Annotated in this window: 23 protein-coding genes; 11 read left to right on the top strand and 12 right to left on the bottom strand. The window is 40.3% G+C overall.

The annotated features are described in order from the left end of the window. Positions 1–28: 28 nt before the first annotated feature. From KO529_RS19880 to KO529_RS19860, 5 genes are all read right to left on the bottom strand, one after another. Positions 29–328, bottom strand: a complete 300-nt coding sequence (locus KO529_RS19880; RefSeq protein ID WP_215949598.1) for a hypothetical protein — start codon at positions 326–328, stop codon at positions 29–31. Further along, positions 316–2,499, bottom strand: a complete 2,184-nt coding sequence (locus KO529_RS19875; protein ID WP_215949597.1) for a hypothetical protein — start codon at positions 2,497–2,499, stop codon at positions 316–318. The genes KO529_RS19880 and KO529_RS19875 overlap by 13 nt, the downstream gene beginning before the upstream one ends. Positions 2,500–2,506: 7 nt before the next feature. Continuing rightward, complete coding sequence (locus KO529_RS19870; protein ID WP_215949596.1) at positions 2,507–2,767, bottom strand: hypothetical protein; 261 nt, start codon at positions 2,765–2,767, stop codon at positions 2,507–2,509. 12 nt (positions 2,768–2,779) lie between these two features. Beyond that, positions 2,780–4,921, bottom strand: a complete 2,142-nt coding sequence (locus KO529_RS19865) for a fibronectin type III domain-containing protein (protein ID WP_215949595.1) — start codon at positions 4,919–4,921, stop codon at positions 2,780–2,782. 260 nt (positions 4,922–5,181) lie between these two features. Next, on the bottom strand, positions 5,182–7,611 hold the full coding sequence (locus tag KO529_RS19860) for a hypothetical protein (protein WP_215949594.1): 2,430 nt from the start codon (positions 7,609–7,611) through the stop codon (positions 5,182–5,184). 693 nt (positions 7,612–8,304) lie between these two features. Between KO529_RS19860 and KO529_RS19855 the strand changes: the two genes are divergently transcribed. Then, the gene (locus KO529_RS19855) at positions 8,305–8,685 is read left to right on the top strand and encodes a hypothetical protein (protein ID WP_215949593.1); all 381 of its coding nucleotides are present in this window, start codon (positions 8,305–8,307) and stop codon (positions 8,683–8,685) included. Positions 8,686–8,963: 278 nt separating this feature from the next. Then, positions 8,964–9,194, top strand: coding sequence for a hypothetical protein (locus tag KO529_RS19850; protein ID WP_215949592.1), 231 nt, complete (start codon positions 8,964–8,966; stop codon positions 9,192–9,194). A gap of 99 nt (positions 9,195–9,293) precedes the next feature. On the opposite strand, the gene KO529_RS19845 is transcribed toward KO529_RS19850, so the two are convergent. From KO529_RS19845 to KO529_RS19825, 5 genes are all read right to left on the bottom strand, one after another. Then, positions 9,294–10,946: a hypothetical protein gene (locus tag KO529_RS19845; protein ID WP_215949591.1), complete on the bottom strand. Its 1,653-nt coding sequence runs from the start codon at positions 10,944–10,946 to the stop codon at positions 9,294–9,296. 252 nt (positions 10,947–11,198) lie between these two features. Continuing rightward, complete coding sequence (locus KO529_RS19840) at positions 11,199–11,489, bottom strand: type II toxin-antitoxin system RelE/ParE family toxin (RefSeq protein ID WP_215949590.1); 291 nt, start codon at positions 11,487–11,489, stop codon at positions 11,199–11,201. Next, a complete protein-coding gene (locus KO529_RS19835; protein ID WP_111622471.1) occupies positions 11,482–11,721 on the bottom strand; it encodes a ribbon-helix-helix domain-containing protein in 240 nt (79 codons plus the stop codon). Before KO529_RS19835 ends, KO529_RS19840 begins: the two co-directional genes overlap by 8 nt. Before the next feature lie 155 nt (positions 11,722–11,876). Further along, positions 11,877–12,410 carry a GNAT family N-acetyltransferase gene (locus tag KO529_RS19830; RefSeq protein WP_215949589.1) on the bottom strand — a complete coding sequence of 178 codons (534 nt, stop codon included), beginning with the start codon at positions 12,408–12,410 and terminating at the stop codon, positions 11,877–11,879. Further along, entirely contained in the window at positions 12,411–14,219 is a 1,809-nt protein-coding gene (locus KO529_RS19825) for a M61 family metallopeptidase (protein ID WP_215949588.1), read from the bottom strand. Positions 14,220–14,346: 127 nt separating this feature from the next. Between KO529_RS19825 and KO529_RS19820 the strand changes: the two genes are divergently transcribed. The 8 genes from KO529_RS19820 (at position 14,347) to KO529_RS19785 (ending at position 22,033) form a co-directional block, all read left to right on the top strand. Beyond that, entirely contained in the window at positions 14,347–15,498 is a 1,152-nt protein-coding gene (locus tag KO529_RS19820) for an aminotransferase class I/II-fold pyridoxal phosphate-dependent enzyme (RefSeq protein WP_215949587.1), read from the top strand. Positions 15,499–15,501: 3 nt separating this feature from the next. Then, positions 15,502–15,885: a DUF2007 domain-containing protein gene (locus KO529_RS19815; protein WP_215949586.1), complete on the top strand. Its 384-nt coding sequence runs from the start codon at positions 15,502–15,504 to the stop codon at positions 15,883–15,885. Between the two features lies 1 nt (position 15,886). Next, positions 15,887–16,498, top strand: a complete 612-nt coding sequence (gene bioD, locus KO529_RS19810; protein ID WP_215949585.1) for a dethiobiotin synthase — start codon at positions 15,887–15,889, stop codon at positions 16,496–16,498. A gap of 139 nt (positions 16,499–16,637) precedes the next feature. Beyond that, positions 16,638–17,906 (top strand): adenosylmethionine--8-amino-7-oxononanoate transaminase, encoded by a 1,269-nt coding sequence (gene bioA / locus KO529_RS19805; protein WP_215949584.1) that lies wholly within the window; start codon positions 16,638–16,640, stop codon positions 17,904–17,906. 3 nt (positions 17,907–17,909) lie between these two features. Continuing rightward, positions 17,910–19,079, top strand: a complete 1,170-nt coding sequence (locus KO529_RS19800) for a beta-ketoacyl synthase N-terminal-like domain-containing protein (RefSeq protein ID WP_215949583.1) — start codon at positions 17,910–17,912, stop codon at positions 19,077–19,079. 363 nt (positions 19,080–19,442) lie between these two features. Further along, the gene (gene bioB, locus KO529_RS19795) at positions 19,443–20,537 is read left to right on the top strand and encodes a biotin synthase BioB (RefSeq protein WP_215949582.1); all 1,095 of its coding nucleotides are present in this window, start codon (positions 19,443–19,445) and stop codon (positions 20,535–20,537) included. A gap of 76 nt (positions 20,538–20,613) precedes the next feature. Beyond that, a complete protein-coding gene (locus KO529_RS19790) occupies positions 20,614–21,471 on the top strand; it encodes a cupin-like domain-containing protein (protein WP_215949581.1) in 858 nt (285 codons plus the stop codon). Between the two features lie 64 nt (positions 21,472–21,535). Next, positions 21,536–22,033, top strand: a complete 498-nt coding sequence (locus KO529_RS19785; RefSeq protein WP_215949580.1) for a DUF6646 family protein — start codon at positions 21,536–21,538, stop codon at positions 22,031–22,033. A 49-nt stretch (positions 22,034–22,082) separates the two neighbouring features. Here the strand turns inward: KO529_RS19785 and KO529_RS19780 are convergent, their stop codons facing one another. Then, entirely contained in the window at positions 22,083–22,565 is a 483-nt protein-coding gene (locus KO529_RS19780) for a regulatory protein RecX (protein WP_215949579.1), read from the bottom strand. Positions 22,566–22,781: 216 nt separating this feature from the next. On the opposite strand from KO529_RS19780, the gene KO529_RS19775 reads away from it, so the two are divergent. Then, positions 22,782–23,720 (top strand): family 16 glycoside hydrolase, encoded by a 939-nt coding sequence (locus KO529_RS19775; protein WP_247095929.1) that lies wholly within the window; start codon positions 22,782–22,784, stop codon positions 23,718–23,720. Between the two features lie 65 nt (positions 23,721–23,785). Here the strand turns inward: KO529_RS19775 and KO529_RS19770 are convergent, their stop codons facing one another. Beyond that, a complete protein-coding gene (locus tag KO529_RS19770; RefSeq protein ID WP_215949578.1) occupies positions 23,786–25,333 on the bottom strand; it encodes an Rne/Rng family ribonuclease in 1,548 nt (515 codons plus the stop codon). Positions 25,334–25,402 lie beyond the last annotated feature (69 nt).

The raw sequence follows: 25,402 nt of genomic DNA, 5'->3' as shown, positions 1-25,402 counted from the left end.
GGCGTGACGCTCGCGCTAGCGGGGGCCACTATGTATTTGATTTTTTGTTCTTTTCGAGTATTTCATTTTGTAAATCATAGAATTCTTGCATTTTGTCCATGATATGTTTTCCTAACCTTAAATCGTACGGTCTAACCTCGGAATAAATTCTATATATGTTAATTAAAGGATGAAAATCATCTTTTGTTAAATTTCTTTCGTCCTTGTTAAATATTCGTTGATTGACTTCTTCTAAAGCGTTTAAAATTTTTATATATGCTCCTGAACTTTCAACTGTTACTAAATATTCAAACAAAGCAATGAGCTTAATAATTTTTATTTTGCACATAAATTTGGGAATTGAAGGCAAAAATCTCCGTAAGAGTATATTTTACCGGTTTTATAATCCTTTATACTTTGAACCCAGACATTTTCTGGGTAATCATACATTTGAATAATAACTTGGTCGGCACCACCCATATATTCGGGAGCCTCAATAGGCCATTGGCCAACCTTTCCAATAGCTAACTTTTTGCCTTTTGGAATTTTAATAACAGCTTCAAATCTCATTGAATTGTTGAATTCCTTAACCAAAGCTAATTCTTCTCGTGATAATTTCTCTGAAGTTGACACATAGCTTCCGCCTAAATCAGAGTTGCCGCCAAATCTCCTATAAGTTAAAACGTCATCTAAAGTCTCTACTATTATATAGTCTGAATTCAAAAATGTTTCGGCTTGGTTACCAAACAATTTTTCTTTTGTCAAAAGCCTTACCTTATCATCTATTAAGGTTCCCAGTTTTTTATATGTCACGTCAAAGCTTGTGACACTTTCATATAAATCGCTATCTTTAGAAATGCTCAAATTTTCGGCTATACCATCCCATTGGTTCTTGATTTTGGTGGCCAAAGAGGCCATATCGCTATCATTACGCAGTTCTTGTAGCCCCCGTTTTACAGATGAAGGGTACTGGACAACTATATTTTTGAACCTTGTTAATGTGGCGGCGTGGTTTGAGACCTTGCCCAAAACAACCTCCAAGAATACATAGCCCAACATATTTTCATTGCAACCAGAAAAATCGAAATCGGCCAAGAAGTTATCGGGGTTGCGCAAAGCCCCCATATCTGCATCAATACTCCCGGCCAGGCAGTTGACCACCAATTCGGTAGGCAGATCAAAGTCGTTCAACGAACTTAAAACTGCCGAGGCGATATCATCTAATTGTGTTTTAGCAAATGCTTTCTTGTAGCGGTCATTACCACTTAGAACATTGGTGTCAGGATCAAAATAATAATTGATAGTGAACTGCATGGTAAAATCAATGGCAATAGCGTTGCCTGCATCTTGTATTTTTTTATACCCATACCTCTGTATCAAAGACCTAGTTGTTTCCTCAACGAGTGCAGGCCCCATAATTGAAAATGCAGGTATGGCCAATGCCCCGTAAAGCGGGTAACAGACCACCTGGGCAAGCATTTGTTCAAATTCTTCGGCTCCTTCGGCGTATAACCCATCTTGATAGGTATACATATCGGACAGCAAACATGGGTTGTTCTCTATTAGCTGTAACCATACGCGATCACCAGATGCAATAAGCTTTTCTCTTATTTCTGTGTAAAAATCTTCATGCAATAGTTCTTGACAATTAATGGCCGTTACATTGATTTTTTTATTGAACGGATAGTTGGTCAACGCTTGGACCATGCGTTCCAATTTATTTTCAATGCCGTTTCGGCCATACCCTGCTATTTGAGTTTTGGAAAGGGAATAAAGCCTTTGAAACTCTTCCCTGCTCCACTCATTTTGGACTTTTGCCACATAAAGTGAGTATACATAGTATTTTTTCTTTATGGATGGGGCTCCCTTAGGTTGAATGATTTGCCTTATGGAAAGATCCGAGAATGGCATTAAAATGTTTTTGTACCCGTTATTTTGATTACTTAGATTTGCTTCTTGATAAATAGTTTCGATAAGATCCTCTTTCTTCTTTATAAACTCTTTCTTATAGGCCTCAAAGGATGACAGGGAATTAACCAAATTTGATTTCAAGAGGTTCAGGTTGTTGGAGCCTATCAAATCCCTAATATAGTCCTCCATTTTATTAAGCGACGTTGTTTCACCAATGATATCATAATCGAAGTAAGGGGTGACCAAAGGATTCATATACTCCGTTAGTGCCACATATACTGCGTTTTCACCATTGTTGAGCTCAATAAGCTCTCTGTTCAGGTTTTGTAAAAACGAATCGGAAATATTTGAGTTTTGGGTTTCATTTATGATGTACCTCAAATTCTCTAGGCTTCCCCCTAAAACATATACATACCAATTTTTGTTTCTTTCTCCGTTTGTAATGTTCTTTTGGTTATGCTCAAGCAGATAGTTCAGTTGTTCTACTGCATCCTGAATGTCAGTCGAATTGGCATGTACAATGGTTGTACAAAACAACAAAAGCAGAACAGCTAATTTTTTTAATAGCCCAATTTTTGTCAAACAAAATTTGAAATCACTTTTTTTCATGGTCAGCCTATTTTTTAGGTCTCAAAGAGGTATATAGTTGCCGAATACAATAAAAGCCTAATAACAAAAGGCCTCCTTTACCAATAATACGCCCGACACTATCTTCCAAAATAAAAATCAAGCCTCTATGTACTAAACCAGCCTTCCAAGAAGAAGGAAATTCTTCATCAGGAGAAAAGGTGTCATAGCTTATGAATAGGTACACAATTAAAATTATGGCAATTGTATAAGCTACTATGGGCTCTAAATCTCGTTTACGTTTCATCATTATTCTGTCAAATTAAAGGTCTGGAATTAGGATTTTGGCAAAAACTAGTTTAAGCTCTTCTTTTAAAAAATTGATAATCTCTTGATTGGATTCTCCATTCTCTTTACTTTCTTTGATGATTTGGAAAAAATTAGCATCTAACTGTTTGGACTTGTTTAAAAAGCTATTAAATAATTCGTCGTCGTCTGTTGTTAAAACTTTTGAAAACAAATAGATGCCCAAATCCAATTCAGCATTATTGAGTTCATTTTGATTTGGGATGTCTGGTATATATGTATCAATAGCTTCTTCAAAGTCAAAAACCAGAATTTTCGAATCCTCCGTATAATCATTAGAAATTCTTGTCTTAACTTCGGTAAATGTTGAATAAACATTTTTATCCCTACCTTCTCTATATAACTGAAAAAGGGCCTCTTTCAATAAATCGGCAATGTCATCCTTATAATCGTCAATATGCGCTTTGGTGGACTTTAAATTGACCTGGGCAGTTTCAAAATCTGATTGTGCATTTTGTGCTGCACTTGTGTCACCTTTGTCTATTGCATAATCAAAGCGTTCTTTTGCATCCTTCATTTGTTTTGCCGCTTCCTCTACCTGCTTTTTAAGATCTTCAGGTAAATCTTCGTCTTTAATCTTGGCAACCATGGCATCAACAATTTGATTTACTCTTTCTTTTGTATCCCTATTGATGTCTAAATTTAGAGCTTCACCAATTGAGTTAACCAATTCCCCAACAGCATCAACAGCATTTTCTACCGTCTCCACTACATCATCCACATCCAGAATACTCGCTAAGTTGGGGTCATAGACCGTAACCACGGTGCCCTCGGACATTTGCTTATCGGTATTGATCATCACATTGGTGAATTCAACACCTACCTTAATGCTGTTGAGATAGGGAATAGTCACATAACCCTTGCCAGTAAACCTGCCGTTGCTACCACTTATCTCCAAAACATGTATTGGAAAATCACCGGCGACAAAACTTTCTCCTGTACTTAATTTAGGAAGAGGTTCTTTATTCGTCAGGCTAAAATTGGGGGTTATGCCACATTGGTAAACACTAGCTTCATTATCGTCTAAAAAGGTGGTGAACTGCTCGGTCATACTCCATTCGCTACCTGTAACCACACATTTTTTCTGCAATTGGTATTCGTAGGTAGTACCGGCCTTTAAATCCCACAGTGTTGTTTGGTTCGTAGTGGTCTTATTCAAAAACCACTCGTTCGTATTGCCTTTCTGTCTATAGCGTATAGTATATTCTGGAACCTCCGTAGAAAAATCATCCCAAAAAATATTAGCATTGGTGCTGCCTTTTACTACATGGCCTATTCCTAGGGGCAAATCGCATGCCCCTGCATAGCTAAAGGAGAATATTTCGCTATAACCCTGATTTTTAAATAGTCCAATTTCTTCAGCACCCTGTTTGGCTTTTGCTTGTATCCGCCAAGCATAGTTTTTACCAGATAGTAAAAGAGGGTCGGACGGCCCATATACATAAGTGGTGGAAGTAGTGGTGGTCTGAAATACGGGTGGGGAACTTAAAAAAGCGGCTTGTGGGTCTATCTGGGTGTCCCAAATCTCTACCAAGCTTAGCTCATATTCCACATTGCTAACGTTAATACTTCTGGGTGTCCATTGAAATACAATGTTTTGCGGATTGTTCTCGGCAACGAGGGTCTTGTTCCTTGGGGATATTAAAAAGGGAGGTTCGTTCTGGAAGACTACACTTATAGCACAGCTTTTTTGGGAAAGGCGGTTGCCGGTAAGAACATCATACACCTCATAACAAAACTGATAGGCTCCTTCGGGAATAGCTTGTCCATAGACATTGGGTGAAATACCCGTAATATTTTCAAAGCGAAAATATGGAGCCAATTCTGCATTGGTCAATACCAAGGGAACACCGCCTTCTAAAAACAAGGGACTTGAGCCAACTACTACATCATTGCTCTGGAACGAAATTCCATTTCCTTGAAAATAGGCCTTTAGCCGTATTTCACGATTGTTGATTTCTAAATCGTTCAGTATAATTTGAAGCCGTAACGAGCTGTTTGTGGTGCTGGCATCGGCATATTGCGAAAAGTATATGGGTGGTGGTGGGGTAACCTGGGGAATTAATTGTACAGGAAAGGATTGGGCACTAGCAAGCAAACAGTTAGCTGTTAGCAGAAGCCACAAGAAAATCCTCCCAAATCTACTACATCTTATAGCTGAAATATTAAAAGGGTCAAAGGAATTATTATTGGCAAAAGAAATATGTAATGAATGCCATATGTTCGCACACCACCTTTTAAAGGAAAAGTTCCCTTTAAAAACGGAAAAAATAAAAACATACAGTCGTAATAGTTTTGCCATACAATATTAATATCCGGTTGGATAATAAATTTCTGGCCTTTAGGGGGGTAGGGGCCTTAGTTTTTGTTAATATAATTCAATTCAAAATCATCAGGATTAACAAGGCCCAAGGATTTTTTGTAATAAAAATCAATAATCTCATTTTCTAAATAATCTTCCAATTCATCCACATCTTGGCTATTATCAAATATCTCGAATGATTTTACTGATGCCATTTGTTTAAAATCCCTTAGATATCCAGCTGGTTCCAGAACAACATCAATAGAATTAAATTCCATGAAAATTCCCTGCATCCAGCGGTGGCCAACTAATTTTTGCAAGCGCTCTTCCCGTTCTGCCAAAAGGGCCTTAAAAGTCGATTTTTCTTCTTCAGTGGCCTCCATTTCTCTATCTTTTTTGTTCAACGGGTGTTCGTCCACTTTCACCTTGGTCTCCACAAAGCTATTTTCCAGAGTGAGGTCTATTTTGCGCATATCAAACTTAATTTTTTGTATAACGGCAAATAAGGCATCATTATAAGTGGCCAAGAAATCTTCAAAAGAGTAAAGTTCTTTTAAAAAGGTAATAGCATTTTCTTTATAGGGCTGCTCTTGTTTTTGATCTTTCACCAAAGCCAATAAAAGCGTTAGTTCATTTTTTTTGAATTGTGGGATATCCTCAAATTGAGAACTTTGGAAAACTGTAGTTAGTTGTCGGTTCAACTCTGGAATTGTACCACTATAGGTGACATTTCTGTAGCGGAAACTTAAGATGTTTTCACTGATACCAAGTGGGTTAGCCCGAGGGGTGCGCTCTCCAGGCTCCAAATTCAGTTTGAAGTTATCAAAGGCATAACTATAACCAAAGGTTACGGTTAGGTCGCGTCCTGTATTTAAAGTGGAATTGCGAAAAAGTGCCAAGAAATTTAGGCTGAGGTTATGTTTTTTCAACAGGGCATAATTACTGCCCAATCTAAAGTTGTATATATTATTTTGCTGCTGGCCATTGGCATAGGAAGTATTGTAGGAGGTAGAAAGATGAGTGCGGAGTTGTTTGTCAAAGAATTGTTTACCTATCGCCAATGTTGGGCCCAAGGTAAGGCTATTGTCTGTTTCACCAATTGTATTGTAGGAGGTGTTAGCGGCCAAGGTAACGGTTAGGTTTTGTTTGGGGTAACCTAGGGTATACCCTGCCATACCGTTATAAAAGGCATTATTGCCTCCCTCTATGTTTTCACCCTCTTGTTGGTTATTGGAATTTTGGTACACCAAATTCAGGTTGGTGCTATGCTGTTTGTTCTCCGTCTTTTTTAGAATATAATTTATACCGAGATTGGCATTTTGCGATATCTGTCTGTAATTTAGGGTGTCTATATTATCGAATTCCCCAACTTGGTTGATATAGTCGAATTGGTCTCGAATATTGGTGTAGGATTGAAAGTTGGAGTATCCCGCATTGATACCCAAACGTTCCGAAGCCGTATAATTGAGGGTAACAGCACTTACAATACGCTGTTGGTCCGATGTCTTGGCATTATCCAGATTGTCTTGTTGTATTCCTGCATTTATACTGAGGTTTACTTTGTTATTAAAGAGGGTCTGACTTGCATTTAGGGTAATGTTCTCCAAATCATTGTTAAAGTAGTAGGCGCCCAGGGTCTTATATTCTGGATCTATACGTTCATATCCGGCGCCCACGGTGCCGTTACCGGCAGGATAGGTAAAAGAAGCATTTAAGGCGTTGTAATAATTTGTGCTTATATTTTCATTGAGCATAAAAGAGAGCAGACCGTTGGAGGCGGGGGCATCAGTTAGCCTAGCATCTTCGGTAACTCCAGAAATGGCATACTCAATTCTTATTTGGGCCTTGTCCAATAATCGGAATTCCGATTCAAACGAAAGAACTGCATTGTCTTTAGGGGAAAGTCCCAGTTCTACAGGGAAAGGGTTTTCCAAGGAATTTTCATCATCGTTGGCCTTAAAAAGTATAATTCCCAATTTCATAAAATCGAAATCATAGGCCGTTTTTATTCCGTAACCTATACGTTTATACGCTGTAAGTGCTCTGGGTTCTTCGGGGTCATATTCCGTTGCTTTCAGGAAGAGACCGTACATGGCACTAATCTGGAATTTCCCCTCAGGATTCAACTCGAACCCACCCCCACTAAACTGGTGTCCGCTGAGGGTGTAAGGGGAGAAGGTCATACTAACATCCCCAATATGTGCGGTAGCCCATTTGTAGGAAGGGTGAAGACTTAATCGATTGAATTTAAAGGGATTTGGGAAATTGAAATTTTGATTGGAGTAGGTGAACGAAAGTGGAATATTATAAAGTCCGGCTATATTGAAATTGAGATTACCCGTTAAATAATAGGTGAAATCCTGTCGGTTGGCGGTACCATCATAGTAGACTGCGTTTGCCGCAATCCCTCCATTGTACCGCACCCATTTATTCTTGCCCAATTGGTCAAAATTGATACTCTGGGAAAAACCAAACGTACAGCACATAACAAAGGGGCATATAAGTTTGAACAATGGCGTGTTCTTAGAGTTTTAAAAATAAGTTAAAATTTTAATTTTAACATAATTTTTTCGATGAACTACCTCATGTTATTTGTAGGACTCTCATTTTTTATTTATAAGATTATTCTTGTTATGAGATTTATGGAGGGTGGCAAGCTATATTTTAATTACGGAAATAAGTAGTAATTACTTGTGAATTGGTGAAATGTGAGCGATTGTGATGGCCAATAGTTGAAAGAGTGTCTATATGTCTCATAGGGAAGATGACACTATATTGTGGTAATTAAGGAATGCTTTTTTCTCTTGGATAATAATGTTATAGCCACGTTGTTTAGCACAAAGTCGGGAGACTTTTCCCTGCGAGTTTTCTTACTTTTGCGTGGCATGAGTCTGCCTTCCAAAGGTAGGCAAGATGCCCAGCGCTAGCGGGGAAAGCTTACGACCAAACACCTTCATTCTTTATGTAATATATTGATATACAGAATATTACACTCAAAGTTACATTTCTTTTAGACTTTGTTACATACGTTATATTTCAATTCTTTATGCTTTTTTAGTTTTGAATTACTGTTAATTTAAACCCGTTTCATTTTCAAGAAATCGATACTCACAGGTGTTGATAGGCGTAAAATTTGCGTCTGATTAATGCGGGGGGCAAAACCATAAAAAAAGGCATTTATGAAAAGTAAAATTATTTTTATAACCGCAATAGTGTTACTTAGTTATAGTTGTGGACTTGAAGATTTAGGTCAATCAGAATGCGCTATTTCAATAAAAAAGAGTTTAGATGAATCTCAGGAAGACTATGAGAATGATATCTATATAGATGAGGAAGGTAAACCAAAAGAGCAATCTTATGAAAATTGTTGGTATGCCCGAGAAAGGACTAGAGATTATATTGCAGAATTAAAAATTTATGAAGATTATATCGCAACCAACAATTGTTTTAGGGATTCAGAAGTATTGGACATCGGTGCAAGGATAGAAGGTAAAAAGCGTGATCTAGAAGAAGATATAGAGGATGTATGGAATCTTTGTGAAAGTGTTTACGACAGATAAGCGGTGTGAAGTACCTAGTAAACTGTCTTTCTTAATGCTGTAGGACACCGTTCTTATCGGCACAGGCTATAAATTATAGCGAAAAAAATAGTACTGGTAAGCAGTTCGAAAACCTGGTCGGTAACCGATATAGCTTTGTTCTACTCTTTTAAACATGTGAAAAAAGGATTTTCTTTAAAAATGTTTTAAGACAATTTATACATTTTATAAGCGCCTGAATAAAATATTTGTTGGTAAAGTTTTTGGGAAATTTTAAAGATTAACTAAAAGTGGGTAATATGAAAACAAAAATTATAAATTCGGTGTTACTCTCCGCTGTTTTGTCCGTAGTTTTTACCTGTGGCAAGAATGGATCAATACGTAAGGAGTGTAGTGAAAGTATTGAAAAATGCGCTCAGTTCTGCATATCCAACCCAGAGGCTTGCGCCGGCGATGGTTATTTGGATCTAGAGCTGCAGAAAACCATTGATTCCCTTCGAGCGGTTTCAAATCCGTCTGTTCGCAATTAGTAGGTTTTAGGTAAATCCCCTGCTGGTGCGGGCGTCACGTCTGTCGGCCGACTTAGTTAGGTACCCGCCAAGGGATAAAAGACTCAAATACTGAGCACCTTAATCAGTATGCACTTTCACATCCTTGAACATAAACGGATTTCTGCTGATGATCAAAGCCTTGCCGCTTGCGGTAGTCACATTCTTAAGGATTATTTCATTGGTTCTGATATAGGGAAATTTCTCCTGATAAGTATCGTCCGTCATTTCTTCATTAAAATCTTTAAAAATGGCGGGCCCTTCATAGTCTTCCGGATGATTGCTGTCATCTATGCGTAGGTTTTCTATGGTAATCCTTTCCGGCATATAACAGGTATAGCCAAAATTATGCTGCCCAGAGTAGGAACCTCCTATAATGTTGGCTTCGCTGGGCTTGCCCCCTTCGGGTATAAAAACACAGTTACGGATCACTATCTCTCCCTGCCATGTACTTCCATAATCCTCGCGCAAATTAATTAGGGTTTTACCTCGGATAGTGCTGTTCTCAATGGTCAAGACACCGCTACCTATAGCATTGATTCCCATATGGCCAAGGGTAGAATTTAGGATCGTGGCATTGGCAACCCCCTTATGGGCATCGAAGCGTGAAAAGGTGCAATGGTCATAGATCAGGTTCTTGGAGTAATTGGAACTCATTATCCCCCAATAGGTATTGTCGTTAATATCATTGGTCTGCCTGCAATTCTCAAACTTTACATTGAGGCCACGGTTTACCAGTAGGTCATACGAGCCCATAGATACCGGTTTCCCTGCCGAGCCAATAGTTCGGTAGGTTTTGCGACCGGTGAGGAGGGTGTTCTTCACTGTTACATAGGCACAGTCACGAATATTGAGAAAGCCGCCATAGGGCGCACCATGATCTCCTTCTCCTATGACGTGGTGCTCCAGCCCATCGATTACTACATTGGAACGGTTGACCCAGATGTTCCTGCTATAATAATTGTACTTGGATTCGGCCTTATTGGCAATGGTGGTAAAACGTCCTCCTGTAATATTTAGGGTTGTGGTGTCCAAGGGTATGGCGGTTACATTCGAAATCTGCTCAAAATCCCAAATAATGGGGGCGTCCAAATCCACATGTCCGTTTTTGTCAACGACAAAGATATCGGTTTGCTGGGAGCCATTGTCTTGGTTTAGCCCAAAGCGGATATAGTGCCTCACATTGGAATTCGTAACCGTGATAAGACAGGACTGAGGCAAAACGACGTCTATTTTTTCCTGGTTTCTTTTAAGTGATGTTATGCCATCCAGTTTAAAGGGCTGTAAGTTGGAAACCACCTTAAAAACCGAAGCTTTGTGGTTTTGGACTTGGGTATCATCAATAATAAAGGCCGCCGTTCCAAAATCGGTATCGGTTTGGATTTCTGCCGTACGTTCCTTGCCTCCTATGTAGTAGGTGAAACCCTGGTCGGCTTTCACCATAAGGCCGTGAAGATTGGCGAAGGCATGGGTTGCGGCAATGGCGTCCATATCATCTGTTTTACCATCACCTGTGGCGCCGAAATCACTATAGCGTACCCATCCAATAGCTTTAAATTTAAGGACATTTTTTGGGGATACATTTAGATGCAATTGCCCATTGTTACCTGCTTTTACTTGGGTTTTTTTCTTGTTGGAGGTGATAATTACATTTTCAAACTGGTTTTCTGCCTGTCCATGTGCCAAAAATAAACATGAAAAGAAAAAGATCAATAAAACGGAATATTTCATCATGGGCGCATGCTTTAGGTCATTAATTTGAGAAAAAATCTTGCGGACGTTATAAATATATAAAAACTTGGCATTAAACAGCAAAGCTTGCATTGCCGAAGGGATTCAGTTATTCTCCGGCTTCCTAGAAGTACCGGTTAAGTAATTTGAGTTACTATTTAATAATAGGGAAGATATGAGCCTGCCGATTTGGACAAGGTTGAGTTAGCACAGGAATTTGTGGAGAAATAACTATTTAATCTGCGCTAACGGAGGTTAGAGTGGCATATTGTTTAAATCTTGCCTTCCAATAATGGCCATTATTTCAACAGTGTCATCCTGTATTCTGTAATAAATACTATCTGAACCGCAAACACAACGTCTATAGCCTTCTTTTATAAAATCAACTGCTTCAAATGAAAAAGGTAGTTGGGCAATAATGTCAAAATACTCGAAAAATGAATAGAAGTATTGGTCAGCTTGTTCAACACCAAATTTTCTTACACCGTATTGATGAATTCGTATCAAATCCACTCTGGCAGAGTTGCTTAATTTATAGTTAGCCACGAAGTAAGGACTTGGATTGCTCTAATATTTGTTCTTTACTATCTTCAGTAAATCCGCTGTTCTCAGCTTTTTCTAATTTAGTTCTGATCCAATCTATTTGGACATGTTGTTTTCTGGCTTGTCTGATCAAATCATTGACCAGTTCACTTTTGCTAGAGTACTCCTTATTGTCTACTTGTTTTTTTAACCATTCATCGTTGGGTTCTGTGAATGAAATACTTTGTCTAGACATAATTTTTATTTTGGTGTAAAAATACACCAAAAACGAATCAAATACAAATTTCTCAATTATCTTACCTAGCTTATCGGATGGTTAACGCCTGCTTGACGGCTAGGTAGGTTTGCGCCCAAGTCTTACGGTTATTCCATCTTATTTCCCAAAAATCATTACCGCAAAACAATTAACTTCCAATCCTGTCCGCCTGCATTATAGGTTTTTAGTTCCTTAAATCCCACCGCGTAATGCGCTTCCAGCGAACGGAGGTTGGTGGCATCTACCTCGGTAACGATACCGGTAAACTCCGGTTGTAGGCTATTCTTCATGGTCTCGTACAGTTTTCTGAAAATGCCCCGCCGCCTATACTCCTTGTCTATACAGATTTGCCCCATGACCATATAGGGGTCCGCTTTGGGTATTACCGCATTGATTTCCACAAACATGGGTTTTAAGACCTCAACGTCATTTCCAAATCGTGGATGCATGCAAAGTGCATAGCCCACTACTTTATCTTGGTCCTTGGCAATGATATGGGGACAGGCGGTATTCATTTGGGTCAGGAGTTCCAAAGTATGGGATACCGTAACAAATCCTTCTTTTTCCTTTTCATCTGCATCCACATTTTGTAAGTGGTTCCTATGTTGCAGGTCCAAGATTTGCTGCAATTCGGATTTTGTGCTGCAGCGGGTGAATTTTATTTCCATTTATTCCACTTTTAGCCAATCCTTTCTATTTTTTAATACTTGTTTACTGACTTTGCCTCCGCCCTTCTCCATTAATTCTATGGTATAGGAGGGATCCGCACTTAAAACAACCGTGGTGGTTTTTGGAATGCCAAATCGGGTGTAGGCTACCTGAACACTTTCCCCTACCTTGAATTGTGCTATTAACTCCCCAAAATTCTGGTTAGAAGTCAGGGGGATATTGTTTATCGCCGTAATCACATCCCCGTACTCCAACCCTGCGGTATAGGCCGGGCTCCCAATGGTGGTATTACGTTGTACAAGGCCCGCACCAAATTGGTTGATGTTTACACTTGCCCCAAAATAAGGTTTGTCCTTGGCACGTTTCAGCACTATGCCTACTGAGTTGAACAGCTCCTCATAATTGGGCATTTCACTGTTATGGATATATTGATCAAAAAAGTGATTTCCAAATTCTTTTCCGGCGTACTGTACCAAGGTTTCACGTAGGTCGGACAGCGTATAGGGCACTTCCTTTTTGCCATAGGTCTGCCAAACTAATTTCATGTAATCGTCCAAATTCAACTTGTTTTGTCGCAACGAAAGATCCAGGGCCAATCCCAAAACACTGCCATAGGAATAATAGGAGATAAAGGTATTGTCCCTATTTACCGGATCCACAGAAGTGGCAGCGTCCACAAAGGGTGCCTGATAGCTCATTTCTATAGGGTTAAAGAACTGTCTGGCCGGAGAGTTCCAAACATAATTAAAAGTACCTGTTAGGCCCTCTACATATTCCTCAGGGGTGATGATACCGGCGCGACAAAGGATAAAATTGGTGTAATAACTGGTAAAACCTTCCGCAAACCATAGTTCCCCGCTCATATTGGCTTCGGCAAAATTGAAGGGTTCCAAAGCCTGGGGCCGAATACGTTCCACGTTCCAGCAATGAAAAAATTCATGGGCAACGGTGCCTATATTATTCTTCATACCGCCTTCTGCCAACCCTTCCCTGTCCGTAAGAATGGTAGAATTTCTATGTTCCATACCATCCCCGGAAGCATTGGGGATGTAACAGGCCAAAAATGTATAGGTCCCGTAATCGTAGTTGGGCAGTTCACCAAAAACGTCCTTTTCGGCCAGAACCACCTTCTTTACCTGTTCAAAATAGGTGTCCAGCTCTGCTTCCGTTCCGTTGTGGTGCAAGACAAATTCTATGGTCTGTTGCTGTCCATTATTGTCCACAGTAAATTGGCGTAGTCCATAATTGCTGATTTCCGTGGGGCTATCCATGAAGTATTGTAGGTTGGGCGCGGTATAGATATTGCCCATTACTCTGGGCATTTGGGTAGCCACCTTCCAGTTGAGGTCTTCACGAACCCTAAAGTCCACTTCTATTTTCCGATCTTCCAATTTGCCCACATACATAAAGGTTGCCGGGATATTTAAATGGGCATGGGTTTCATCAATTTGCGCATAGGTGCCGTCCCCACGATTGGCGAAAAGGGTATAACTTATCTTCACCTCCCCGTCATGGCCGTTAACATCCCATTGGTAGGGATTGGGCCTATGGATTTCTAAGGGTTTTCCTTTGCTATCGGTTGCCTTAAAATTGTATACATTTTTTGCAAACTCATGTAGGGCATAGCGCCCAGGAGAGGAGCGGCCCATACGTACAGATAGCACACCTGGATTCAGCTGTGGAAAGGAGGCTGTGATTTCCGCTTCGTGATGTACGGCATTTTCAAAGGATATGGTGTAGCGGTTGGTTTGGCCTTGCAAGCTTATGCAACTGGCAAGAAAAAGCAGGCTTAGAATGTTGATTTTCATACAATTTGGTTTCGAAACGTTTTATAGATGGGGAACCTGGCCAAGGACAAGGTTCCGAATATTATTTTTGCATGGCTTTGTATAAACGAATATACTATTTAAATACAGGATATGCTACATTTGTAATATGACGGAATTCCCAAAAAAATTGTCGGCTAAACTCACCGAAAGACAGGCCAATAATGCCCTTCGGAAATTGCCAGTGCCCAATGGCCTGATCGATTTTTCCTCCAATGATTATTTGGGTTTTGCCAAAAACGAGACCATTTTTAAAAATGCCTCCAGCATCTTGGATAGGAAAGATGCCATAGCCAACGGCGCTACTGGATCCAGGCTGTTGACGGGTAATAATGGATTATATGGGGAGTTGGAAAATTTGTTGGCCAGCTTTTTTGGCTCGGAATCGGCATTGGTCTTCAATTCGGGATACGATGCCAACATAGGTTTTTTTAGTGCCGTTCCACAGCGTTCAGATGTTGTTTTTTATGACGAACTCTCGCACGCCAGTATTCGTGATGGTATTGGGATGGGCCTTGCCCAAAGCTATAAGTTTAAACACAACCAATTGGAAGGTCTTAAAGGGCAGATAGACAGAGTGCGGGAAAGAAAGGTTGATAGCGATATTTATGTGGTTACGGAATCGGTTTTTTCCATGGACGGAGATTCACCGGATTTAAAAGCACTGGCGGAATTGTGCACTTCCAAAGGGGCCTACTTGGTCGTTGATGAAGCCCATGCGGTTGGTGTATTTGGTAAAAGGGGAGAGGGATTGTTAAATGAATTTGGGCTGCAGGACAGGGTATTTGCCAGAATCGTCACCTTTGGCAAGGCCATGGGCTGTCATGGCGCAGCAATATTGGGAAGCCATGCCCTTAAAAGTTATTTGGTGAATTTTGCACGCAGTTTTATTTATACTACGGGTATGCCGCCGCATTCCTTGGCAACGATTTTGGCAGCTTGTCAACATATGTCCATGTCAAGAGGTGGGCAAATGCAACTTAGGCGGAATATCAATTTTTTTAAGGATCAATTGAGGGACCATGACCTAGAACCCTATTTTATTCCCAGTAATTCGGCCGTACATTGTTGTTTGGTAGAAGGCAATGAAAAGGTGAAAAATTGGTCGCTACAATTGCAGGAAAAGGGTTTTGACGTAAAGCCAATTCTTTCGCCCACCGTTCCAAAAGGTCAGGAGCGATTGCGATTTTGTTTGCACAGTTTTAATACCGAAAATGAAATTAAGGATGTACTTTTAATATTGGCCGATTTATTTGATTAGAACATGAACCCAGAATTTTATACCCTAGCTGCCTTTGAATATGTAGCCGATGTTCAAATATTAAAAGGCCGATTGGAGGCCGATGGTATTCCCGTATTTCTAAGGGATGAGAACACCCTTAATTCCGACCCCCTTATCAGTAATGCCATTGGCGGAGTGAAGCTGCAGGTATATTATTCCGATAAGGAAAGTGCTACGGAAATCTATAATGAAATCAGGGCCTATGCGATGGACGACCAAGGTAATTTTAGGCGTTGTCCCAATTGTAAAGCACAAAGAATGGAGATTTATTATAACAGGAAGGGGATTTTTTATAAACTTTTTCCATTTTTTGAAAAAAGAAAGTATAAATGTCTAAATTGTGAGTTTATAACAGAACCAAGCTAGAATGAAACAATTTTTTGTAACAGGAATATCAACAGATGTAGGAAAGACAATCGCCTCGGCAGTTATGGTCGAAGCCTTGCAGGCCGATTATTGGAAACCCGTTCAAACTGGGGACGATTCTGATAGTGAAACGATTTCCAATTTAATTTCCAATACCAAAACGGTAATACATAAAAGTAGCTACTCCCTAAAGGCGCCAATTAGTCCTCATGCGGCCGCTGCTTTGGAAGGGGTTTATATAGATCACAATAAAATAAATGAGCCCAAAACAGAGAACCATCTGGTGATCGAAGGGGCAGGTGGAGTACTGGTGCCTCTGAATGATTCCGATACTATTCTGGATATTATTATGCCCACCTATCATGTAATAGTTGTGGTGAAGCATTATTTGGGCAGTATTAATCATTCCCTGTTAACCATTAAATGGCTCTTGCTAAAGGGTTATGATGTTGCCGTACTATTTAATGGGGAGCCTAATGCTGCCTCTGAGGATATAATTTCCAACATTACGGGAGTTTCTGTGCTCGGAAGAATTGGACAGGAAGCATCCTTGACCAAGGATGTTGTTAGGAAATACGCAGAAGAACTGCGTCCTGCGCTAATGGCATTATAATATCTTTGGCCGATAAAATATTTTCCTATATCTAAGAGGGATTATGGTTTGATTATCCCCTTAAAATGAATTGGGATCGGGATAGTGTTTTTAGTCATTATTCCCCATCTTTGCATCTCTATTTAAAAAGGATATTCAATTGAAAAGTCTTTCGGAAAGGGACCAAAAGCACCTTTGGCACCCACTTACGCAACATAAACTGCATCCCAAAATGCTTGGCCTTGTCAAGGCCAAAGGGGCGGTGTTGTACGATGAGCAGGGCAGGGAATACATAGATGGGATTTCCTCTTGGTATACCTGTATGTACGGTCATTGTAATGATGCCATAATAGCTAAGGTCTACGCTCAAATGCAACAGTTGGATCAGGTGGTCTTTAGTGGATTTACACATGAACCGGCCATTGCGCTGTCAGAAGCACTAATTTCGTTGCTGCCATCCAATCAAGAAAAATTGTTTTTTTCAGACAACGGTTCCACTTCAACTGAAATAGGAATAAAGATGGCCTTGCAGTATCATCATAATAAAGGAAAAAAGCGCTCTGTTTTATTGGCTTTTGAAGATGGTTTTCATGGCGATACTTTTGGGGCGATGTCCGTCTCCAGTTTATCCGTATATAACGGCCCTTTTGAGGATTATTTTATTGATGTAAAAAGGATTCCTGTTCCTACGGATGACAATATTGGTAGACTATTGCATGAATTGGAAAATACTATAGATCTTGATGCTATTGCCGGATTTATCTATGAGCCTTTGGTGCAGGGTGCGGCAGCCATGAAAATGCACAAGGCCGAACATTTGGAGAAAATTCTAAAAGTGATAAAATCCCATGGGGTATTGGCCATAGCCGATGAGGTAATGACGGGATTTGGAAAAACAGGAAGGCACTTTGCCTCCGATTATATGGAGGTGAAGCCAGATATCATATGCATGTCCAAGGCCCTTACAGCAGGAATGCTTCCAATGGCGGTGACCAGTTGTACCCAGGAAGTTTACGATGCCTTTTACAGTGATGATATTGCAAAGGGACTTTTTCATGGGCATACTTATACAGCTAATCCCTTGGCGTGTGCTGCAGCTTTGGCGGGAATTGAATTGCTGAAATCTGATGATATTCAAAAAAATATTGCCCAAATAATACAGTGGCACCAAGAGTTTGATGCCGAAATAAAGGATCACCCCAAAGTTGCGTCCACTAGGCAAATTGGGATTATCTACGCGCTGGATCTTAATATTGTCATGGAGCGTTATGGAAATGTAAGGGACAAACTGTTTAAGCATTTTATGGATTCGGGGGTTTTTCTTCGACCTTTAGGCAACACTATTTACATTTTGGCACCCTATATCACCACTAGGGAGCAAATGCAAAAAATCTACAACAGTATAAAGGAAGTTCTTAATTCTTTTTAACCCATGCAGAACCAACCTATTTATATCACCGCATTATCTTCCATCTCTCCTTTAGGAACTTCCTTGAAGGAGACCTGGGAAAATTATAAGCGTCCAGACCATTTTTTACAGCAGAAACACTATGGCGATCTAACCGCCTGGGGATCTGTCCTAACGGAGGATACTCAACAAAAGATAACCGATTTAAAAAATTCGGATTCCAAGTATAAAAACTTGGACCCATCTGTACTATATGCCATTTATGCCTCTAGGGAAGCTATAGGTCAAGCCGGTTGGAAGGATGGTAATTTTGGGGTAAACATTGGCTCATCTAGAGGTGCTACCGGACTTTTTGAAAAATACCATAGCGAATTTATCCAAAATGGGGAGGCCTCTACCTTATCTTCCCCTACTACCACCTTGGGGAATATTTCTTCTTGGGTGGCCCATGATCTGCAGACACAAGGCCCGGAAATATCACATTCCATAACCTGTTCCACGGCTCTGCATTCCTTGTTGAACGGGGTGGCGTGGCTTAAAAGTGGCATGGCAAATAAATTTTTGGTGGGGGGTAGCGAGGCGCCATTAACGCCTTTTACCATTGCACAGATGAAGGCCTTAAAAGTCTATTCACGGTTTGTGGCCAACGACCCTGAGGGTTACCCTTGTAGAGCCTTGGACTTGGACAAGAAACAGAACAGCATGGTTTTGGGTGAAGCTGCCTCCATGGCATGTTTGGAGAAAGGCAATATCCAAAATGCCCTTGCCCGTATTGAAGGCCTGGGTTATGCTACCGAAATACTGGAACACAATATTTCTATATCCTCTGATGCGGTTTGTTTTCAGCGATCCATGAAAATGGCTTTGGGCGGAATAGATCCAAAGGAGGTAGATGTGGTGGTATTGCATGCTCCTGGAACCATTAAAGGTGATTTGTCCGAAGTAAGGGCTATTGAAAAAGTATTTGGAGCACATGAGCCGGCAATGACTACTAATAAATGGAAGCTAGGACATTCCTTTGGTGCTTCCGGAATGTTGAGTTTGGAACTGGCGGTATTAATGTTGCAGCACCAAGAGTTTATAGGAGTGCCATATGTGACAAATGATGCCATTCCAAAACAGATCAACAAAGTAATGGTGAATGCGGTTGGTTTTGGTGGGAATGCGGTGAGTATTCTTATTGGAAGACCTTAATTCATTTTAAATAGGGATTTATTGGTTTGTCTACAGTCCATTTCTAACTAATCAAATATTTATTAAGCCCTAATTAAATAGCATTATCTAATAATTTAGGAATCGATTTTTGCAATTTCTGCAGATTATAGGTTATTTTTGACCCCTAAATAAATGTTGGCTTAGGGATTGCAGCGGCATCCTTTTTATGTTTACCGGGCCTGGCGAAGGTAAACTGAAAAAGATATAGCGAATAAGCCCGACCCCAACTTCCTTGCCCTCTCCTGCAAGGTGTAGACCTACAAGGTCTCCAAGACCTTGCAGGTCCTCCTTGTAGGAGTTGGGAGAGAAGGAAGTTGGGGAAAGCCCCAAGAACTTAAAAGTATGAGCGAAGTAAGACATAACTGGACCAAACAGGAAATACTGGATATTTACAACAAACCCTTTATGGAGCTGCTCTATGAGGCGGCTACCGTACATAGGGAAAACCATGACCCCAATACGGTACAGGTATCTACCTTGCTATCCATTAAAACAGGGGGATGTCCTGAAGATTGCGGATACTGTCCACAAGCCGCACGCTACCATACCAATGTTGAAGGCAATGACCTTATGAGCGTTTCCCAAGTGAAGGCCCAGGCCTTGCGTGCTAAAACCGCCGGAAGTTCAAGGGTGTGTATGGGTGCTGCATGGAGAAATGTAAAGGACGGACCCGAGTTTGATCAGGTGTTGGAGATGGTGCGTACCATTAACAAGCTGGACATGGAAGTTTGCTGTACTTTGGGAATGATTACCGAGAACCAGGCGCATCGTTTGGCGGAAGCCGGACTATATGCTTACAACCATAATTTGGATACTTCCGAGGACTACTATAAAGATGTAATCTCTACACGTGCGTTTAAGGATCGTTTGGATACTATAGACAACGTACGTAAGAGTAATGTTACCGTTTGTAGCGGTGGTATTATAGGTATGGGAGAAGCTTTGGAAGATAGGGCAGGTATGTTGGTGGCCCTTTCCACTTTGGACCCACAACCGGAATCCGTGCCGATCAATGCCTTGGTGGCAGTTGAAGGTACCCCTATGGCAGACCTACCTCCGATTCCTATTTGGGATATGGTGCGTATGGTGGCCACTACCAGAATTATTATGCCTGAAACCCAAGTCCGTTTATCTGCCGGTCGTACTCAAATGAGTAGGGAAGGGCAGGCCATGTGTTTCTTTGCAGGTGCCAATTCTATATTTGCCGGGGATAAGTTGCTTACTACACCCAACCCGGATGTTAATGAGGATATGGCCATGTTTAAGCTGTTGGGATTAAACCCACAAAAAGCTTTTACCAAGGTTTCCCAGCCCCAAACTGTGGAAGCTGAGGATTCCCAGTATGCAGCCAAGGGCGAAAAGCCAAAATGGACCAGGCCCGGACATACCATTGATAGGAACGAAGCTGCTAAAAAGAAGGCCAATCTAACGGAGTAATCCTGCGTTGGAATGAATTGCCAAGAAAATTATTTTTGGTTTTTTTAACTTTGCTAGATTAATCAATCAAGTTATATTGAACTTAAAAGAGATTCCAAGGGTAGCGAATATTACCAAAGAAGAGTTTCTCAATAACTATTTTAGGCCACAGAAACCTGTGGTCATAGAAAAGTGTATTGAGGAATGGCCGGCCTATACCAAATGGAATTTTGAATATATGAGGCAGGTGGCCGGTAATAAAACGGTTCCGTTATATGATGATCGCCCGGTACATCATAAAGACGGATTTAACGAGCCCCATGCCTCCATGAAAATGTCCCATTATCTGGACCTTTTGCAAAGGGAGCCTACAAAATATCGCATTTTTTTATGGAATATTCTTAAAGAGGTACCAGAGCTGCAGAAGGATTATTCTTTTCCTGATTTTGGCCTGAACTTAATGAAGGGCCTGCCCATGCTTTTTTTTGGAGGTGCCAATTCCCATACCTTTATGCACTACGATATTGATCTTGCCAATATCTTTCATTTTCATTTCGCTGGAATAAAAGAGGTTATTCTATTTCCCCAGTCCGAAAATAAGTACTTGTATAAAGTGCCACATTCTTTGATTACCCATGAGAGCATAGATTTTTCGAATCCCGATTATGAAAAGTGGCCCGCACTAAAAAATGCCTCGGGGTTTAAAACCCGTTTGGAACATGGCGAAGTGTTGTATATGCCTGAAGGGTATTGGCATTATATGAAATATATCACTCCGGGTTTTTCCATGAGTTTAAGGGCAATAGCAAGAAATCCGGCGAATTTGGGACGGGCCTTCTACAATGTATTGGTCATGCGTTATTATGATAATATTATGCGAAAATTAAAAGGTCAGGAGTGGATAGATTGGAAGAATGAACAGGCCATAGAAAGGACAAATAAACAGTTGTCCTAGGTATTATGTCTAAGGAAAGGAATATCTTTGTCCCCTTTAAATAAAATTTATTAAGAAGTTAATTATGAGAAAATTATTGCTTGCATTGGTATTTGTTTTGGCTGTGTCATCTGTTAATGCACAGGCTTTTGAAGGTAGGGAAGATATGAAATTTCAGATAGGGACCAATTTTCAGGATAATGGTACCGGAATTGTATTGACTTATGATTATGGTTTGGGTGAAAACTTTTCACTTGGCCTGGCGTCCTCCTATGTATTGGGGGTGGCAGAATTGATCGATGCCGATTTTGGGGACAGAATAGACCTAAGGGCAAGGTTCAATGCCAATTTGGGCAGTGTTTTTCAATTGGGGGACAATGTGGATATTTATCCCGGATTGGACTTAAGTCTTAAAAATTTTGGAGGTCATTTGGGTATCCGCTACTTTTTTAGCGATGGCTTTGGTGTATTTTCCGAATTAAACACACCACTGGCAAAATATAATACAGATACCTTAACAGCGGCCGAAAAACTGCACAATCAGTTTGTATTCACCATCGGGGCTTCTTTTAATCTTAATTAAAATATACGATCCTTGGCCCTTTCCACAAGGAGGGGGCTGAAGGTCTATTTTATTTGTTGGGAACTAGTTCATATACTTTTTCATACACCATTCCACTTTCCCACCCTCGGTACAAAAGATAATCGGCGAGTTTTTTACGGCGTTTTTGTAGGTCTTTCTCCCTTATTTCTGCCAAACGTTTTTTGGCAAGGGCATTAAAGGTTTTTAAGTATTCTTTGGAGTCTATTTCCTGCATGGCCAACCTTATATTGTATTTGGAGATTTCCCTATACTTCAATTCATTTTCAATTCTATTTTTTCCCCATTTTTTAATATTGAATTTTCCCCGGGCAAAACTTCTGGCAAAGCGTTCCTCGTTGAGGTAATTTTCTTTAATAAGATGTCCCACAACGACGTCTATGGCCTCAGGAATCATATTCATTGTCCTTAATTTGGAAATCACCTCTTTATGGCAGCGATCCTGATAGGCGCAATACCCTTCCAATTTCTTGGTGGCTTCATCTACGGTATAGGAATTTTTAGGAGTTATCATTTGGTAAATAAGGATCTGGATGGTCAATTGCTCCAGTTAATTCTGTGGAGTATTTCTGTAAATATACGGTGGTTTGTGGAATTGATAAATCTAGCCCGTTATTTTATTCAAGGCCCTAAAGATCCTAGGCTATTAGTGAGGTTATTTTGGGGTTGTTAATTGGTGAAGTAGGCATATTGTAATTATATTTACGCCTCATAAAAAACAATCTCTATAATGAATAATAAATTTAAAATGTGTTTAGTAGCATTGAGCTTTATATTGGCTTTTACTACTTTGTCCTTTGCCCAACAAATAAACTCAATAGAGGGGCGTTGGGATATGGTTATTTCCCAAGATGGGGAGGAACTTCCTTCTTGGTTGGAAATCCGCCATTCCGGTTCCCGAACTTTGGTAGGACGGTTTGTTTATGCCATGGGTAGTGCCCGGCCAATTGCCGAGGTAAAAATGAAGGACGGAAAATTTAGTTTTGCCATTCCCCCGCAATGGGAAAGTGGTGATAGTTATATGGAATTTGAAGGAAGTATGACCGGTGATGTCCTAAAAGGTACCATGTTATATACCAACGGCCAAACATACAATTGGGTGGCTACACGTGCCCCTAAATTGGAGTATACCAAAAATCCAAAGTGGGGCAAGCCTATTAAATTATTCAATGGAAAGGATTTAAGTGGATGGCAGGCTATGGGAGAAAACCAGTGGATAGTGGAATCAGGGGTGCTAAAAAGTCCTAAATCCGGTTCCAATTTGGTTTCCGAACAAAAGTTCAACGATTTTAAATTGCATTTGGAATTTAAGTATCCCAAGGGAAGTAATAGTGGGGTTTACCTACGAGGACGCTATGAGGTACAGATTACCGACAGTAAGGGGGCAGAACCTTCGGATGTGGAATATAGTGGCGTATACGGCTTCCTGACCCCAAATGAGGTTGTGGCCAAGGCTGCAGGAGAATGGCAGGAATATGATATTACCTTGATCGGTAGAAGGGTAACCGTAGTGGCTAACGGAACTACGGTGATCAGTGACCAAATTATCCCTGGAATTACCGGTGGAGCTTTGGACAGCAAGGAAGGTGAGCCAGGACCATTGTACTTTCAAGGGGATCACGGTCCTATAGAATTTAGGAATATAATTGTTACTCCAAGGGTAGATTAATGCTCTAGAGTAATTTTATGTGTTAAAACAAAAAAAGCGACTCCGTTTTGGAAGTCGCTTTTTTGTTAGTATATGGTTTTACCGTCTTTGTTCTTAAAACGATATTCAAGATACGTATAGGCATCCCTGGGTTGAATCTTAACCCATCTTTTGTGCTCCAAAAACCATTTGGAACGTATAGATGGAAACCCTTTGGTTAAATAGGCGGCAATAAATGGATGTATGTTTAATGTAATCCCATTATCTTTTGCCGGACCTTTTAAGAGTTTTTCCAGATCTGCATTTATCTTGTCGATCAAAACAATTGGAGCTTCTACCTCCTGACCGGAGCCATTGGGGTTTTCCTCACTTGTTTTAATGTTCATTTCGGGTCTAACCCGTTGTCTTGTAATTTGTATAAGTCCAAACTTACTTGGGGGTAGTATTTTGTGTTTGGCCCTGTCGTCTTTCATCTCATCCCTAAGGTGATCAAAAAGGCGTCTTCTGTGTTCGCCTTTACCCATGTCGATAAAGTCTACCACGATGATTCCTCCCATATCCCGCAGACGTAATTGTCTTGCGATTTCAGAGGCGGCCAATAAATTTACTTCTAGGGCTGTGTCTTCCTGATTTTTGGCCTTATTGGAACGGTTACCGCTGTTAACGTCTATAACGTGAAGCGCTTCGGTATGTTCAATAATTAAATAGGCACCTTTGCTCATGGAGGCCGTACGGCCGAACGAAGTTTTAATTTGTCTTTCTATCCCAAATTTTTCAAATATGGGAACATTAGAATTATACAATTTTACAATAGATTCTTTTTCCGGTGCAATTTCATGCACATAATCTTTTACTTGCTCAAAAAGCGTTTCCTCATCAACATAGATTCCGGTAAAGGAATCGTTAAAAACATCCCTAAGAATGGAAGAAGCCCTTGTAAGCTCTACCAAAACTTTGGACGGATGCGGTGCTCTTTGGATCTTATTGCACATTACTGACCATTTGTTCAGTAAATTCTGCAAATCTTTGTCTAGTTCTGCTACTTTTTTGCCTTCTGCTACTGTTCGGATAATAACGCCAAACCCTTTTGGTTTAATACTCCTAACGAGTCTTTTTAACCTGTCTTTTTCTTCTTTGCTTTCAATTTTTTGTGAAACGGAAACGCGGTCGGAAAAAGGGACCATGACCAAGTATCGGCCAGCTATGGAAAGTTCAGAGCTTATTCGTGGTCCTTTTGTGGAAATGGGTTCCTTTACTATTTGTACGAGTAAGGATTGATTGGCTTTAATAACATCGGTGATGCTACCATTTTTGTCAATATCTTCTTCAAACTGAAAATTACTTAAAGAGTAGTCCTTAAGTTTTCCAGTGCTAACTTTTTTAATGAATTTCAACATAGAAGCTAGTTGCGGCCCCAAATCGTGGTAATGTAGAAAGGCATCTTTCTCATACCCTACATTTACGAAGGCTGCGTTTAGTCCAGTTACCGGTTTTCTTACCTTGGCAATTAAAATATCGCCAACGGCAAAGTCGTTACTGTCTTCTTCTTTGTGTAATTCAGTGAGTTTTCCATCCTTTAGCAAGGCAAAATCAACGGCATTGGAACTAGATCTTACGATTAATTCTCTATTCACCTGAATTAATTTATATTCATCCCACCACTCAATATATCAAGTGGGGACAAATGATTAAACAATAATTTG

This window comes from Arenibacter algicola, assembly GCF_018860365.1.
Lineage (GTDB): Bacteria > Bacteroidota > Bacteroidia > Flavobacteriales > Flavobacteriaceae > Arenibacter > Arenibacter algicola_B.
This window is presented reverse-complemented; position numbering and strand designations above follow the sequence as displayed.